11 protein-coding genes are annotated in these 15,821 nt (G+C 71.1%); 7 read left to right on the forward strand and 4 right to left on the reverse strand.

The genetic code is table 11. The features are described from left to right. Positions 1-36 precede the first annotated feature (36 nt). Both ACFC79_RS23505 and ACFC79_RS23510 read left to right on the forward strand, forming a co-directional pair. Complete coding sequence (locus ACFC79_RS23505; protein ID WP_376243091.1) at positions 37-738, forward strand: transketolase; 702 nt, start codon at positions 37-39, stop codon at positions 736-738. Positions 739-827: 89 nt separating this feature from the next. Next, positions 828-1,730, forward strand: a complete 903-nt coding sequence (locus ACFC79_RS23510; protein ID WP_376243093.1) for a transketolase family protein — start codon at positions 828-830, stop codon at positions 1,728-1,730. Positions 1,731-2,057: 327 nt separating this feature from the next. Here ACFC79_RS23510 and ACFC79_RS23515 read toward each other — a convergent pair whose 3' ends face one another. From ACFC79_RS23515 to ACFC79_RS23530, 4 genes are all read right to left on the reverse strand, one after another. Further along, positions 2,058-3,527 (reverse strand): M1 family metallopeptidase, encoded by a 1,470-nt coding sequence (locus ACFC79_RS23515; RefSeq protein ID WP_376243095.1) that lies wholly within the window; start codon positions 3,525-3,527, stop codon positions 2,058-2,060. Continuing rightward, positions 3,524-5,197: an extracellular solute-binding protein gene (locus tag ACFC79_RS23520; RefSeq protein WP_376243097.1), complete on the reverse strand. Its 1,674-nt coding sequence runs from the start codon at positions 5,195-5,197 to the stop codon at positions 3,524-3,526. The genes ACFC79_RS23515 and ACFC79_RS23520 overlap by 4 nt, the downstream gene beginning before the upstream one ends. A gap of 105 nt (positions 5,198-5,302) precedes the next feature. After that, on the reverse strand, positions 5,303-6,163 hold the full coding sequence (locus tag ACFC79_RS23525; protein ID WP_376243257.1) for a carbohydrate ABC transporter permease: 861 nt from the start codon (positions 6,161-6,163) through the stop codon (positions 5,303-5,305). Positions 6,164-6,245: 82 nt separating this feature from the next. Then, positions 6,246-7,259, reverse strand: a complete 1,014-nt coding sequence (locus ACFC79_RS23530) for an ABC transporter permease (protein WP_376243099.1) — start codon at positions 7,257-7,259, stop codon at positions 6,246-6,248. Between the two features lie 339 nt (positions 7,260-7,598). On the opposite strand from ACFC79_RS23530, the gene ACFC79_RS23535 reads away from it, so the two are divergent. From ACFC79_RS23535 to ACFC79_RS23555, 5 genes are all read left to right on the forward strand, one after another. Beyond that, complete coding sequence (locus ACFC79_RS23535; protein WP_376243101.1) at positions 7,599-8,585, forward strand: hydroxyacid dehydrogenase; 987 nt, start codon at positions 7,599-7,601, stop codon at positions 8,583-8,585. A gap of 62 nt (positions 8,586-8,647) precedes the next feature. After that, positions 8,648-9,742: a LacI family DNA-binding transcriptional regulator gene (locus ACFC79_RS23540; protein ID WP_376243103.1), complete on the forward strand. Its 1,095-nt coding sequence runs from the start codon at positions 8,648-8,650 to the stop codon at positions 9,740-9,742. 158 nt (positions 9,743-9,900) lie between these two features. Then, a complete protein-coding gene (locus ACFC79_RS23545; protein WP_376243105.1) occupies positions 9,901-11,340 on the forward strand; it encodes a M60 family metallopeptidase in 1,440 nt (479 codons plus the stop codon). A gap of 22 nt (positions 11,341-11,362) precedes the next feature. Next, the gene (locus ACFC79_RS23550) at positions 11,363-13,795 is read left to right on the forward strand and encodes a polysaccharide lyase 8 family protein (protein WP_376243107.1); all 2,433 of its coding nucleotides are present in this window, start codon (positions 11,363-11,365) and stop codon (positions 13,793-13,795) included. Positions 13,796-13,887: 92 nt separating this feature from the next. Continuing rightward, positions 13,888-15,798 (forward strand): DUF2264 domain-containing protein, encoded by a 1,911-nt coding sequence (locus ACFC79_RS23555; protein WP_376243109.1) that lies wholly within the window; start codon positions 13,888-13,890, stop codon positions 15,796-15,798. Positions 15,799-15,821 lie beyond the last annotated feature (23 nt).

Consider the following 15,821-nt stretch of genomic DNA (forward strand, 5'->3'; position numbering starts at 1 on the left):
TGACCTCGACCAAACTTGATGTTTCACGGTGGAGACATGACGTGGACGACTGACCCGGCAACGGGCACCTACGACGACATGAACCGGCTGATGAGCCTGATGACGGGGGACGAGAAGCACGGTCCCGCCGCGACCTCCACACTGGACGCCCTCTGGGTGCTGTACGACCGAGTGCTGCGGGTCACACCCCGAACCGTCGACGCACCCGACCGCGACCGGTTCCTGCTGTCCAAGGGGCACGGCCCGATGGCGTACTACGCGGTGCTGGCCGCGCACGGCTTCTTCGGCGAGGAGCTGCTGCCCGGCTTCGGGACGTACGGCTCGCCGCTCGGGCACCACCCGGACCGGACGCTGGTGCCGGGCGTCGAGATCGGCAGCGGTTCACTGGGGCACGGACTGCCGCTGGCCGTGGGGAACGTGCTCGGCCTGCGGGCACAGGGGCTGACCGATCCGCGGGTGTGGGTGCTGATCGGGGACGCCGAACTGGACGAGGGCAGCAATCACGAGGCGATCGCGTACGCGGGTCCGGCCGGGCTGGAGCAGCTGCACACCGTGGTGATCGACAACGCTTCGGCGTCGTACGCGCGGCCCGGCGGGATCGCGGCCCGGTTCGAGGTCGCCGGCTGGTCGGTCGCGTCCGTGGACGGCCGTGACCACGAGGCGTTGTTCGAGACCTTCACCGCGCCGCACTCCGGCCGGCCGCGGGCCGTGGTCGCGCACGTCGACCCCAAGCAGTGACCGCACGGACGCGATCCGAGGCGTCCGAGGCCGCGGACACGGCGACCGTGCGGGCGCGGAAACCACGAAACGAGAGAAGGACAGCCCATATGGACACGATGCGTGACCGTTTCATCACGACCGTGACGCGGATGCTGGACGAGGACCCGCGCCTGGCACTGGTGCTGGCGGAGATCAGTCGGGACGGCTTCGCAGCGGCCGAGCGCGCCCATCCGGACCGGGTCGTCAACGTGGGGATCAGGGAGCAGCTGCTCGTCGGGGCCGGCGCGGGAATGGCGCTCACCGGGCTGCGCCCGATCGTGCACACCTTCGCCAGCTTTCTCGTGGAGCGGCCGTTCGAGCAGGTCAAGCTGGACTTCGGCCATCAGGGAGTGGGCGGGGTGCTGGTCAGCGCCGGAGCCTCGTACGACTGGCCGGCCGGCGGTTTCACGCATATGTCGCCGGGCGATGTCGCCCTCCTGGACACCCTTGAGGGCTGGACGATCCATGTCCCGGGCCATCCCGACGAGGCCGAGGCGCTGCTCCGGCGGGCGGCGGGCGGGGACGACCGGGTGTATGTGCGGCTGTCGCTCCAGTCGAACGACCGGGCCCGTCCGGTCGGGGAAGGGGGCGGGTTCACCGCGGTGCGGGAAGGGGCACGCGGGACCGTGGTCGCGGTCGGCCCGATGCTCGACAACGTGCTCGCAGCGACCGAGGGTCTCGATGTGACGGTGTTGTACGCGACGACCGTCCGGCCGTTCGACTCGGCCGGGGTGCGGCGGGCGGTGGGTGACCGCGGGGCGGCCGATGTGGTGGTCGTCGAACCGTATCTCGCGGGCACGTCCGCGGCCGTCGCCCATGACGCCCTCGCCGATCTGCCGCACCGGGTGCTCGGGCTCGGGGTGGGACGGGCGGAGCTGCGCGCGTACGGGGAGATGGACGAGCACCTGGCCGCCCACGGGCTGGATGCGCGCGGGCTGCGGGAGCGGATCGGCGTCTTTCTGCACCGATGACCGGAGGGCCCGGGTGGGGTGCCGGGTGTCCGGAGGCCGCCGGTCGGGTCGACCGGCGGCCTCCGGAGACTGCCGAATCCCCTCCCCCGCTCACCTCATGGGGAGGACGCGGACGTCGCGCCCGGTCTCGGTGCGGGCCCGGTCGCGGGCGCCCTGCGGGGTGCAGGGGCGGGTCACCGTGCAGGTGGTGCCGTGTCCGTCCGGGGCCGCGTACAGGGTGCGGACGCCGGGGCGGCCTGTGCCGTCGGGGCGGCGAGGAGAGCGGTCAGGACGGCGGCGACGGCAGTGGTGGCGGCGGTTCCCCGTGCGACGTTCGGCGTGCGGCGTTCACGCGCTTGCCCTCCAGTCGGGGTGGCCGGGCATGGGCGGGTTCACGGCTCCGAAGAGCCAGTCGCGCAGGAACGGGTCGAGGGAACGGTCGCGGGTGACGTCGACGGTGTGCCGGATGAACGCCTCGCTGGTGTAGGTGGAGTCCTTGAAGCGCTTCACCCACTCGCGCATGACCGTGTCGAAGGCCCGTTGTCCGACGCGCATGCGCAGGGCGTAGAGGACCAGGGCTCCGCCGTCGTAGATGTTCGTGCCGCCGAGCGCCTTGGGCAGTCCGGGCGGGCCGTCGGTGGCGCGGACGGCGTCGAGCTTGCCGTAGGTGGCCTTCATCTTGTCCGCGAGAACCGACCAGCCGCGTTCCTCCGCGTACAGGGCGGCGTAGTAGACGGCGGGGCCCTCGTTGAGCCAGGCCTGCTGCCAGTCGTTCGGGGTGACGGAGTCGCCGAACCACTGGTGGACGAGCTCGTGGACCATGGTGGTCTCGTAGCCGGGCCGGCCGTTGGCGTCGGGCTTGAACCAGTTGGTGGAGAACAGGGAGAGGGTCTGGTTCTCCAGGGCGTCGGTGTAGCCGTCGTAGATGTGAACGCCGTAGACGGAGAACGGGTACCGGCCGAACTTGGCCTCCAGCCAGGCAAGGTGGTCGGCGGTGCGGGCGACGATCGGCGCGTACGTGTCCTCCTGGCCCTGCGGGACGATGTGGCGCAGGGGCAGTCCGCGGTGGCCGGTGCCGTACAGGTAGGTGCCCTTGACGACGGCGATGCCGATGAGTTCGGTCGCCATCCGCTCGCGCAGGGCGAAGTGCCAGACCGCGGAGCCGTCGGCGCGCGGGGACTTGTACAGCAGTTCGCCGTTGGCCGTGGCGACGTAGCCCCGGGGGGCACTGATGTGGAAGGTCCAGGTCGCCTTGTCGGACGGGGTGTCGTTGCAGGGCAGGAAGGTGTCGGCGCGGGAGGACTGGGCGGCGGAGGCGAATCCGCCGTCGCTGCCGAACTTCCAGCCGGTCAGGCCGAGTCGGGGTGCCTTGCCGTTTCCCCGGTAGCGCACCTCGGTGGTGAACGCCTGGCCGCGGTGGAGGGGACGGGCGGGGGTGACGGTGAGTTCCTGGCCGCTCTGGCCGGGCGACAGCTCCCAGCGGGCGGGGCGGCCGGCGACGGTGATGGCGTCGATGGTGTGGCCGTCGGTGTCCAGGTTGAACGCGGAGAGGTCCTGGGTGGCTTTGGCGTCGATCCTCACGACGGCGGTGAAGTCGTAGGTGACCGGCGTGAAGTCGAAGGCGAGGTCGTAGTGGAGGACCTGGTACCCGCCGTTGCCGAGGGTCGGGAAGAGCGGGTCGCCGACGCCGTCGGAGCCGGGCTTCGGGTCGAAGCCGTGCGGCTGCGCGACGGCGGGCGGGCCGAGGACGGGTACGGCGACGGCGGCCGCTGCCGCCGCGCCGCCGAGCTGGAGAACCGTGCGTCGTGTCGTCGTCACTTCTTCCCCTTCTGGAAGGCTTCCTCGAATTCGCCGCGGGCCTTCTCGCCGCCCTTGGCCAGGTAGTCCTTGATGAGCTGGTCGTAGGCCGACATCGGCTTGCGGCCCGCGATGATGCCCTTCAGCGCGTCCTGCTTGAGGGTGTAGAGGCTGCCGGAGCCCTTGGAGTCCCAGGTGGGCGAGGAGTACCGGAGCGTCGGGTCGGGCTCCATCATCGGGATCATCCTGGTGAAGGCGTCGTGGACGTGGCGGACGCCCTGCTCCGAGTCGGCGCTGAAGATGGCCGGGACGCCGGAGGCCATGAACTTCCAGGGCACGGTGACGTCCTGGGTGCCCTGTTTGGTGAGCGCCGGGTTGCCCTTGGCGTCGCGGGTGAAGTCCTTGCCCTCGACGCCGTAGTTGATGAGCGTGTACTCCTGGCTGCCGAACGGCGAGGCGGCGAAGTCGGCGAGCGCGAGGACCTGCTTGACCCGCTCCTCGGACGCCTTCTTGACGTGGGTGTTCTCCAGCTTGACGTTGTCCATCCAGGCGATGGCGTCCTTGCCCACCGGGACGAAGGGCCTCGGGTCGTACTTCTTGTCGATGGCCGCCATGGCCGCGATGTAGCCGACGCCGGGTGCCAGGTAGGTGGGCATGCCGTCGTAGACGTAGGCGCCCTTGCCGTTCTTGAACATGTCCGTGTACTGGGCCTTCTGCGCCCCGGACATCTGGAGGGTGCCCGGGTAGAAGCAGCCGGCCTTGTACAGCAGTCGGGCGGTCTCCACGGCCTTGCGGTACTCCGGCGTCTCCAGGTCGGAGGTGAACTTGCCGGTCTTCTCGTCCAGCCGCCAGGCGGAGGGCGCGCCCGCGGACATGGCGAGCATGGTGGTGGCGCCGGCGATGATGGCGTACTGGTCCTGCTTGGGCCGGGTCAGCTCCTTGCAGACCTCGACGAACCGGTCGAGGTCGGTGATCTGATCGAGGCTGGTGACGCCGACCTCCTCGAACAGGTCGTGGCGGTAGACACCGGCACCGCCGGTGCCGGTGCGGGCGATCGGGATGCCGTAGAGCTTGCCGCCGAAGATCGCCGCCTGCCAGGCGCCCTTCGGGATCGCGGCGAGGTTCGGGTAGTCCTTGATCTTGTCCCCGGCGAGGTACGGGGTCAGGTCGGCACAGGTGGCCCGGAGGAAGGCGGCCTTGTTGTCGACACCGCCGACCTCGGGGTACATGAACAGGTCGGGCAGGCTGTCGCTGGCGACCATGGTGGAGAACTTGGTGCCGTAGTCGTCGGCGGGGACCGCGGTGATGTCGACCCTGCCGCCGAGGAGCTTCTCGATCTCCTGCCAGGCGGCGTTCTTGCCGCGGGCGGGCGGCGGCGGGGAGAAGGTCTCCATCGTCGCGCTGATCGGCTTCGCGCCCTTGAGCGGAGTGTCCTTCGTGGCGCGCAGCGGCTTGGCCGGGTAGCGGAAGAAGCCCTGCGGGACGCCTGCGGCGGTGCCCTGGAGATCGGGCTTCAGGCCGATGTTGCGGATCGCGGTGTTGGGGAGCAGCGAGGCGCTCTTGGCCTCCGCCTTCGCGGTCGTGCCGCCGTCGCCGCAGGCCGCGAGCAGCGGTGCGGCGGCCAGTCCCAGGCCGACGCCCGCTCCCAGACGGAACAGTGCGCGGCGGTTGATGGGGGTGGAGCTCGACACCTGGGTCTCCTTGGAAGAAGGGAAGGAAGGAGTGGGGGGCGGCGGCTGTGATCGGCCCGTGAAAGGGGTGGGGCCACGATCAGTCCGTGAGGGTGCGGGGGGTGCTCAGCCCTTGACGGCGCCGGTGAGCACGCCCTTGGTGAAGTAGCGCTGGAGGAACGGGTAGACGCAGAGGATGGGGACGACGGCGATCACCAGGACCGCCATCTGGACGGCCTGCTGCGGGGCCAGCACCTCGCCGGCCGAGGCCGCGTTCAGGCTCTGGCCCTGGAGGACGTAGGTGCGCAGCACCATCGGCAGCGGCCACTTGTCGGAGTCGTTGAGGTACAGGAGCGCGTTGAAGAAGGCGTTCCAGTACGTCACCGCGTAGAAGAGGCTGATCACGGCGAGGACCGCCTTGGACAGCGGCAGCACGATCCGCACCAGGATGCGGAAGTCCCCGGCGCCGTCGACCTTCGCGGCGTCGTACAGCTCCTCCGGCAGGTTCATGAAGAAGGACCGCAGGACGACCAGGTTGAAGGCGCTGACCAGGGTGGGCATGACGAGCGCCGCGTAGGTGTCGTACAGGCCGAGTCCCTTGACCAGCAGGAAGTTCGGGATGATGCCCGCGTTGAAGAGCATCGTGAACAGGGCCGTCATCAGGATGAAGCGGGAGCCGGTGACGTCGCGGCGGGAGAGGCCGTACGCCATGCCGACGGTGACCAACAGACTGGCGAGGGTGCCGAACACGGTGATGCCGACGGACACGATGAGGGCCCGGGTGACGACTCCGCCGGTGAAGATGGTGCGGTAGGCGTCCAGGGTGGGGTGGTCCGGCCACAGGACGAGGCCGGAGCTCTTGATGATGTCGGTCTGCGAGGCGAAGCTCGTGCCGATGACGCCGACCAGCGGGTAGGCGACGGCAAGGACGACCACGACGATGGCGACCGCCTTGGCGATCTGTCCGACGCGGGTGGGCCGTTCCATCCACGGCGGGCGGCCGTCGGACTTTTGGGCGGCGGGGGCCGGGGGCCCCGGTGCGGTGGTTGGCGTCGTGGCGCGCGTCTTCTCAGCGGTCAGCACCGCGGTACACCCCTTCGTGGCCGAGTCGGTGGGCGAGCTTGTTGGCGCCCAGGACGAGTGCGGTGCCGATGACCGCCTTGATGAGTCCGACGGCGGCGGCGACGCCCCAGTCGTTGTCCTTGATGCCGTGGTAGTAGACGTAGGTGTCGAGGACTTCACCGGCGTCCGGACCGACCGCGTCGCGCTGGAGCAGGATCTGCTCGAAGCCGACGGAGAGGATCTGGCCGAGGTTGAGGATCAGCAGCAGGATGAGCACCGGGGCGATGCCCGGCAGCGTCACGTGCCACAGGCGGCGGATCCGGCCCGCGCCGTCGATCGCGGCGGCCTCGTACTGCTGCTTGTCGATGTTCAGCAGCGCGGCGAGGATGATGATCGTGCCCCAGCCGGCGTCCTTCCAGGCCACCTGGAGGGTCAGCAGCCAGGGGAAGGCGTCGGGGTCGCTCATCATGTCGTAGCGCGGCAGCCCCAGACCGTCGAGCACATCGGGCAGCAGGCCGGCACCGCCCAGGATCTGCTGGAAGATCGAGACGATGATGACCCAGCCGATGAAGTGCGGCAGGTACACGACGCTCTGCACGAAGCGCCGGATGCGGTCGCTGGCGATGCTGTTGAGCAGCAGGGCCAGCGCGACCGGGATCGGGAAGAAGAACACCAGCTGGATGAGGGCGATCTCCAGGGTGTTGAACGTCGCGGACCAGAAGGCCGGTTCACCGAACGCCGCGGAGAAGTTGGCGAAGCCCACCCAGACGCTGTGCATGTAGCCGAGGTACGGCTGGTAGTCCTGGAACGCCACGACGTAACCGAGCAGCGGCACGTAGTGGAAGACGACGAAGTACAGCAGGCCGGGCAGGGTGAGCAGCAGCATCACCCGGTCACGCTTCAGCCGCTGCCGGAGCGTCAGCCGGTGCTGTACGACGGCAGCCGGGCCTGTGGGCGGCGAGGTTGTCTCGGCCTTCTGCCGCCGCTTCTCCCGCGGCAAGGGGGGTGCTGTTTCAGCCATGGAGCGTCCTGTTCGGCTGGGTGGCGCATGGTGAGCCTTCTGGGGCCGCAAGTTAGTAAGCGGTTAACCCAAGCGTCAAGAGATCGACTGAAAAACACCGAGCCAACAGCGCTCCTCACTCAAATCCACGGCGACGAAAACGTAAAAAATGCTCAGCACTCGGGCAGTTGCCCGAGGTACGAGCTTGACGGTCGCCCATCATGCTCCCTAGCGTTCCGGTCATCCCATAGAACGCGATTACTATCCGGAGGCAGGGTGCGAACCACCGAAGAGGCACCGGCTCATTCCGGCAGCGATGCTGCGGCACCGCCCCCGCGTCGGCCTCGCACGGCCCTGGTCATGAGCCCGCGGCTCCTCGACGATGTCTTTCCGCCACCGGTGCGGGCTCGGTTGGAGGAGGTCGCCGACCTCCTCCAGCCATCCGTGATCAGCGAGTTCGACTCGCCGGAGGCCGCCGAGGTGCTTGCCGCGGCGGAGGTTCTGCTCACCGGCTGGGGCTGCCCGCCCGTCGACGCCGCGCTGCTGGACCGGGCACCGGCGCTGCGGGCCGTGGTCCACGCCGCCGGCACGGTGAAGACGTTCCTGTCCCCGGTCGCGTTCGACCGCGGAATCGTCGTCTCCTCGGCCGCCGCCGCCAACGCCGTACCGGTCGCCGAATTCACCCTGGCCGCCATCATCATGGGCGCCAAGCGCGTCTTCCCGCTGGCCGGGCTCTTCCGCGCCAGGCGCACCCACCGGACCGGCGCCGACCTCGACCGCCAGCACTGGCTCGGCACGCACGGCCTGACCGTCGGCGTCGTCGGGGCGTCGCGGATCGGCCGCCGGGTCGTCGAGCTGCTGCGGGTCCTGGACGCGGAGGTGCTGCTGTACGACCCGTACATCGACGCGGCGGAGGCCGAACTCCTCGGCGTCACCCCGACCGACCTCGACACCCTGGTGGCGACCAGCGACGTGGTGACGGTCCACGCCCCGGACACGCCGGAGACGCGGGGCATCATCGACGCCCGGCGGATCGGTCTGATGCGCCCGGGAACCCTGCTGGTCAACACGGCCCGCGGCCCCCTGGTGGACACCGAGGCACTCACCGGCCACCTGGTGAGCGGGCGGCTCGACGCGGTGCTCGACGTGACCTCGCCCGAACCGCTGCCCGACGACCACCCGCTGTGGGACCTGCCGAACGTGTTCCTCACCCCGCACCTGGCAGGTGCCCAGGGCAACGAGGTGGGCCGACTCGGGGCACTCGCCGTGGAGGAACTGGCACGCTACGCGCGAGGGGCATCCTTCGACCACCCGGTGCACCCGGCGGACCTGGGGAGGATCGCGTGAAACCCGGCCCCGCGCAGGCTCTAGGCTCGGCGTCACACAACAGCCACCAGGGGGTGAGCCGGATGCGCCGGCAGAGCACAGCCGCGGACGGACAACGCCGTGCGACGGTCACCGATGTCGCACGACGCGCGGGGGTCTCGACGGCCACGGTCTCCCGCGTGCTCAACCGCAACTACCCCGTCGCCGAGGCGACTCGGGAACGGGTCGAGACCGCGATGCGCGAACTCGGCTACGTGGTCAACGCCCACGCCCGCGCGCTTGCCGGAGTGTCCAACCGCACCGTGGGCATCATCGTCAACGAGCTCATCGACCCGTTCTACGCGTACATCTCGCGCGGTGTGGAACGCGAGGCGGCGCTCGGCGGACGGCTCTGCCTGGTGTGCTGCACCCAGGGCGACCCGCAGCGCGAGCTCGCCTTCATCGATCTGATGCACGAGCGCCGGGCGGACGCGGTGGTCGTGGTCGGCGGCTCCCTCGCGGACCGCGGCTACACCAGCGAACTGGCCCGCAGGGCCCACGACCTGGACGCGGGCGGATCGAAGCTCGTGCTGTGCGGCAGGCCACCGATCGGCGACCACGTCCCCACCGCCTCGGTCGAGTACGACAACGAGGGCGGCGCCTTCGCCATCACCGATCATCTGCTGATGCAGGGGCACGACCGCATCCTCTACCTGGGCGGACCGCCCAAGCTCTCCACCACCCGCGACCGACTGGCCGGACACCGCCGCGCCCTGGAACTGCGCGGTGTCGCCCCGGACCCCGGACTCGTCCATCCGGGCGCCTTCAGCCGGGGCTTCGGATACCGGCGGATGGCGGAACTGCTGCGGGACGGACCGGACTTCACGGCGGTGTTCGCCGCCAACGACATGGTCGCGGCGGGCGCGGCGCAGGCGCTGGAGGAGGCGGGGGTCCGGGTGCCCGAGGACGTGTCCCTGGTGGGATACGACGACATCCCCGTCGCCCAGGAACTGCGGCCGCGGCTGACCACCGTCCACGTGCCGCTGGAGGAGATGGGGCGCCAGGCGGTGCGGCTCGCCGTCAACGGCGGGGACGAGGACGAGTGGCGCGAGCCGACCAGGGGCACGCTGCGGCTCGGCACCCACATCGTGGTACGCGATTCCGTCGCGTCACGGCTCGGACGGTCCACCAGGATGTGACCGGTTACTCCCACCCCGTCCACAGTCGACCATAGAAAATCACAGTAACTCGACCTCCCCTCTTGCGGCTTCATAGCAACCGCTTACATGCTGGCGGCCGAGCAGGACCCGATCCGCACGCCTTCGCCCCTCATTCGTTTCCGCAGGGAGAGTTCCGCATGCGCATGCCCACAGACCCCGCCGGTTCCTCCGTCCCCAGCACCTCCTTCGCGTCGTCCGCCGACGCATCCGCCACGTCCGGCACGGACTCGCCCGGCTCCCCCGTCGGCCGACGTTCGGTGCTCGCCCTCACCGCGGCCGCGGGGGCGGCGCTCACCCTGGGCAGCGGCACCGCCCGGGCGGCGACGGCACACGCCTCCGCCGGTCCGCACGGCGGCCCCCCGGTCAGAATCGCGCTGACGGCCCGCCCCGCCGCCGAGGCCGAACGGCTGCGGCTCGGGCAGGCACTGCGGGGCTCGGAGTTCCGGGCCACCGGCCTGTACGTCCCGCCCGGCACCGCTCTCTCCCTCACCGTCCAGCCGCACGACGGTGTGCTGCCCACCCTCTGGATCGGCGCCTGGGACTACTACGGCGACATCACCGAGCCCCGTTCCTACCCGCTGACCGCGGGGGCGAACACCGTGACGGACCCGCACGGCGGTCCGGTCCACCTCACCCTGACGGGCCGGGGTGAACGGGCCGGGGTACTGGTCCGTTCCGGAGCGGTCGCCATGCCGGTCTTCGCCCTGGGCCGCACCACGGAGGCCGACTACCAGCGGCAGCTGGACACGCTCACGGCATCGCCGTACGTCGAACTGCACGCTCCGAACACGATCATGACGCTCACCCGCGAGGGCGCGCTGCTGTACCGCGACGAGGATCACGCCGCACTGCTCGAACTCGTGGAGACGATCATCGACTCCCATGCCCGGATCAGCGGCCTCGACGGTTCCCGGCCGGTGCACCGGCGCAAGGCGGGCCCGTATCACTTCACGGAGGTCAGCAAGGTCCCCTCCGGTGTCGGCGCGTACGCGACCCACGGCTACAACGGCTTCCCGCGGGCCTATCTCGACCGCGCGACGACCGTGGAGGGGCTGCGCACCCGGGGCTGGGGGCTCTATCACGAACTCGGGCACCTGCATCAGCAGTTCGCCTACAAGCCGGCCGGGATGACCGAGGTCACGGTCAACATCTACTCACTCGCCGCGCAGCGCACCCTCGGGCAGCCGTCCAACCTCCTCACCGTCGACCCGACGACCGGTCTCACCGCCTTCCAGACCGCGCGGCAGAAGTTCGGCACCGCCGGGCTGACGTACGAGAAGTCCTTCGGCGCCTACGAGAAGCTCGTCCCGCTGCGCCAGCTGGAGCTGGCCTTCGGCGACGACTTCTGGCCCCGGCTGCACAGGCTGGTGCGCGAGGAGAACCCGCAGTCCTCGTACACGGAGGACGCCAAGCGGTACCGGGCCCTCGCCACGTACTCCAGCCGTGTGGCCGGCCACGACCTCACGGACTTCTTCATCCATACCTGGGCGTTCCCGATCGACGCCGCCGGGAGGGCCGAACTGGCGGCGCTCAACCTGCCCGAGCCGCCTGTCGACCCGTCGACGCTGACCGACTGACCGCGGCGAACCGGGAGCCATCATGCACCTCAGCAGAAGAACCCTCATCGCGGCGGGCGGGGCCACGGCCGTCACGGCCGCGACGGCCTTCGGGGCCGGTGTCGGCCCGGCGCGTGCCGACACCGTGACAGCCGCGCCCATCGGGACGTCGACGGGCACGGACTTCGACGCCCTGCTCCAACGGGCCGAAACACTGCTCACCGGCCGTGGATTCGACCCGGCCGACCCCGACTTCACCGCCGCCGTGACCGCCCTGGACACCACTGCCGCGGGGCTCTGGGACACGCTCGACCGGAGCACCGGCCGGACCGCGCTCTGGCCCGACCTCACCCCGCTCACCGACCCGGGCAACTTCGGTCAGAGCTACACCCGGCTGCGCACCCTGGCGACAGCCTGGGCGACCGAGGGCACCTCCCTCGCCGGGAACCGAAACGTGGCGGACGCCCTGGTCGCCGCGCTGCGTCTCACCCACGACGTCGCGTACAACCCGGCCCGCCAGGAGACCGGCAACTGGTGGTTCTGGGAGATCGGCGCCCCGCGTGCCCTGATGGACTGCTGCGTCATCCTGCGCGACCGGCTCCCGGCGGCAGATCTGGCGGACTACCTGGCGGTCGTCGCCCGGTTCTGTCCCGACGCGGACCGCCGCACCAACTCCCCCACCCTCGCCGAGACCGGTGCCAACCGCACCGACAAGGCCGTCGTCGTGGCGCTGCGCGGGCTGCTGGGCCGGGACTCCGCCGCACTCGCCTCGGCCCGCGACGCGCTCTCGGACGTCCGCGATTCCGGCCGCAGCAGCCTCTTCCGGTACGTGACTTCGGGCGACGGCTTCTACCAGGACGGTTCCTTCGTCCAGCACGAGGTGGTCGCCTACACGGGCTCGTACGGCGTCGTCCTGCTGGGCGGCACCGCCTACCTGCTGGCGCTGCTCGCGGGCTCCGCGTGGGCGGTCACCGATCCGCAGGTCTCGGTGATGTACGAGGCGGTGGGGCGGACCTTCGCACCGGTGGTCTTCGACGGGCTGATGATGGACTCCGTGCGCGGCCGGGCCGTCTCCCGGGAGCGCGCCGGTGACCACCGCGACGGCGCGACGGCAGTCGGCGCCATCCTGCTGCTCGCGTCCGGCGCACCCGCCGAGCACGCGGACCGCTGGCGGTCCCTGGTCAAGGGATGGCTCACCCGCAACCGCACCACCCCGTTCGCCGCCCTCGCCACGATTCCCCAACTCGCCCTGGCCAAGGCCGTACTGAACGACTCCTCGGTGACCGCACAACCGCGCAGCACCGGAAGTTTCGTCTTCGCCGACATGGACCGGGTCGTGCACCGCCGACCCGGCTGGGCCTGTGCGCTGTCGCTGTCGTCGAGACGGATCTCCGCGTACGAGGCGGGCAACGGCGAGAACCTGCACGGCTGGTACACCGGCGACGGCATGATGTACCTGTACTCCGGAGACGACCTCGGGCAGTTCAACGACGGCTTCTGGCCCACCGTCGATCCGTACCGGCTGCCCGGCACCACGGTGGACACCCGGCCGCGGACCGACCTCGGAACGGGCGCCGGCACCTCCACCCACCGCCCGGCGAACGCCGTCGCGGGCGGGGCGGTGCTGGACGACCGGTACACGGCCGCCGCCATGGAGCTGATCGGTGCCCCGGACACCACGCTGAGGGCCAGAAAGTCGTGGTTCCTGCTCGACGACGCGGTGGTGGCCCTCGGCGCGGGCATCACCGCGAGCGACGGGCACGAGGTGGAGACCGTCGTCGAGAACCGCAACCTCGGCGCGGACGGCCGGCACCGGCTGACCGTCGACGGCCTCCCGCGCCCCCTCGAACAGGGCTGGTCCCAGGACTTCGCACGGGCCCGATGGGCGCATCTCGACGGGGTCGGCGGCTACGTCTTCCCCGAGGGCGCCGCGCTGCACGCCGTGCGCGAGCAGCGCACCGGCACCTGGCGGGCCATCAACACCGGTGCGGACACGGGCGGCAGCACCGGCCCCGTCGCCCGGCGCTACCTCACGCTCCGGATCGGCCACGGCACCTCCCCCACCGACGCCGGGTACGCCTATGTGCTGTTGCCCGGCGCCTCGGCCGCGGCGACCTCGGCGTGGTCGCGTTCCCGGCCGGTCCGCATCGTCGCCAACGACGCCACCGCGCAGGCCGTGGACGTCCGCCGCGCGGGTCTGACCGCGGTGAACTTCTGGCAGGCCGGGCACACAGCCGGTATCGCCTCCTCCGGACCCGCCTCCGTTCTCGTCCGGCGCCGAGGCGCACGGATCTCCGTCGCGGTCTCCGACCCCGGCCGGACGTTGGACACACTCTCGGTCGAACTTCCCTTCCGCGTCCGGTCGGTGGCGGAGGCGGACGGCACGGTGGGCGTCGTACCGGGCCGCCGGACCGTACTCACCGTCGCCGTCGGCGGCTCCCGCGGTCACACCCACCGGGCGGAACTCGTCCGGTAGCCGCCCGGCCCGGCCCCGCCCAGGCCCCCGTTCTCCCCCGCTCGCGTTCCCTTCCCTTCCCTTCCCTTCCCGTTCCGAGGAGCAGCACCACCATGTCCGTCGCCCCGCATCTGCACCTGCCCCCGACCGACCGGCTCCTGTCGTCCCGCACCGGCTGGACCAGGGCCCACTGGGAGGCGACGGCCGACCGGATGCTGGACGCGCTGGTGCCGTACGCGACCCCCGGCTTCGCCCAGTACCGGTTGCCCGGCCGTGGCAGCTGGTCGGGGGTCGTCTCGGACGGGCTCGAAGGGTACGCCCGGTCGTTCCTGCTCGCCGCCTTCCGCATCGCGGGCGCGGGCGGGGCGGTCGATCCGGCACTCGTCGATCGGTACGCGGCGGGCCTGGCGGCGGGCACCGACCCGGACAGCCCGGAGGCCTGGCCGAGGCTGACCGACTGCTCCCAGCAGATGGTGGAGGCGGCATCGGTCGCGGTGGCACTGCACGAGACGCGTCCGTGGATCTGGGACCGGCTGGACGCACGGGTGCAGGAGCGGGTCGTCGACTGGTTCTCCGGGTTCGTCGGCGGCCGCACCTGGGACAACAACTGGCGGCTCTTCCAGGTGGTGTCCGAGCAGTTCCTCGCCTCGGTCGGCGCCCCGTACAGCCGGGCCGACATCGAGAACAACCTGGACAGGATCGAGGACTGGTACGTCGGGGACGGCTGGTACACCGACGGGGACGGCCGGAACTTCGACTACTACATCGGCTGGGCGATGCACCTGTACCCGTTGCTGTGGTCGCGGATCGCGGGCGCGGACGACGGGGGCCGCACAGCCGTCCACCGTGAGCGGCTGAGCCGCTTCCTGAAGGACTACCCGCACTTCTTCGGCGCCGACGGCGCCCCCGTCCACCAGGGCCGCTCGCTGGCGTACCGGTTCGCCGCACTTGCGCCGGTGTGGATGGGGGCGCTCGCGGACTGCACCCCGCTCGCGCCGGGGCTCACCCGCCGCCTCGCCTCGGGCACGCTGCGGCACTTCGTGGAGCGCGGGGTGCCGGACGAGCGCGGTCTGCTCACCCTCGGCTGGTACGACACGTTCCTGCCGACCACCCAGCCCTACTCCGGTCCCGCGTCGCCGTACTGGGCGAGCAAGGGATTCCTCGGGCTGCTGCTGCCCGCCGACCACCCGGTGTGGACCGCACGCGAACTCCCGCTGCCCGTCGAGGAGTCCGACCAGTACACGGCGCTCCCCGCACCCGGCTGGCTGTTGCACGGCACCCGGGACGACGGCATCGTGCGGCTGATCAACCACGGCAGCGACCACAATCCGCCCTGCGACGACACCGCCGACCCGTCGGAGGGCACGCACGACCCGCACTACGCGAAGTTCGCCTACTCGACGGCGACCGCGCCCGAGGCAGCCCCGCACGCCGTGTCCCGCTCCCTCGACGGACATCTGGCTCTCGTGGCACCGGACGGCACCCCGTCGCCGCGCCGGCGCATCCATCCGCTGCGCTGCGAGGACCGCGTGGCCGCCTCCTGGTACGCGGCGAAACTGCCCGGCGACGACCGGGCGTACCGGATCGAGACGACGAGCGTGCTGCACGGCCCGTGGGAGGTCCGGGTGCACCGGGTCGAAGCGCCTGCGGGGGCGGTGGTGCGGGAGGGGGGTCACGCGGTCGCCCATGCGCGGAGCCCGTTCGCCCGGTCGGGGCCCGACTGGGCGCTCGCCCGCACGGCGGACGGCCTGACCAGCGCGCTGGTCGCGCTGCACGGCTGGGACGGGCGCGGCGACGGGGCCGACGTGGCACGAGATGTCCAGTCCAACGCCTTCGGCCCGCACTCCGCCGTCCCGTACCTGCGCAGCCGACCGCACCCGGGAGGGCACAGCATTCACGTCTCGCTGGTCGCCCTCTCCCGGGACGCCGTGCACCCGGAGGCGCTGCGCGACGCGGTGCGGGTGCATGTGGCTGCGGACTCGGTGGTCCTGACGTTCCTGGACGGTACGACGGTCGAGGTCTGAGGGCAGTCGTGGTCGAAGGGCCG

The sequence above is a fragment of the Streptomyces sp. NPDC056061 genome (genome assembly GCF_042266885.1).
GTDB lineage: Bacteria > Actinomycetota > Actinomycetes > Streptomycetales > Streptomycetaceae > Streptomyces.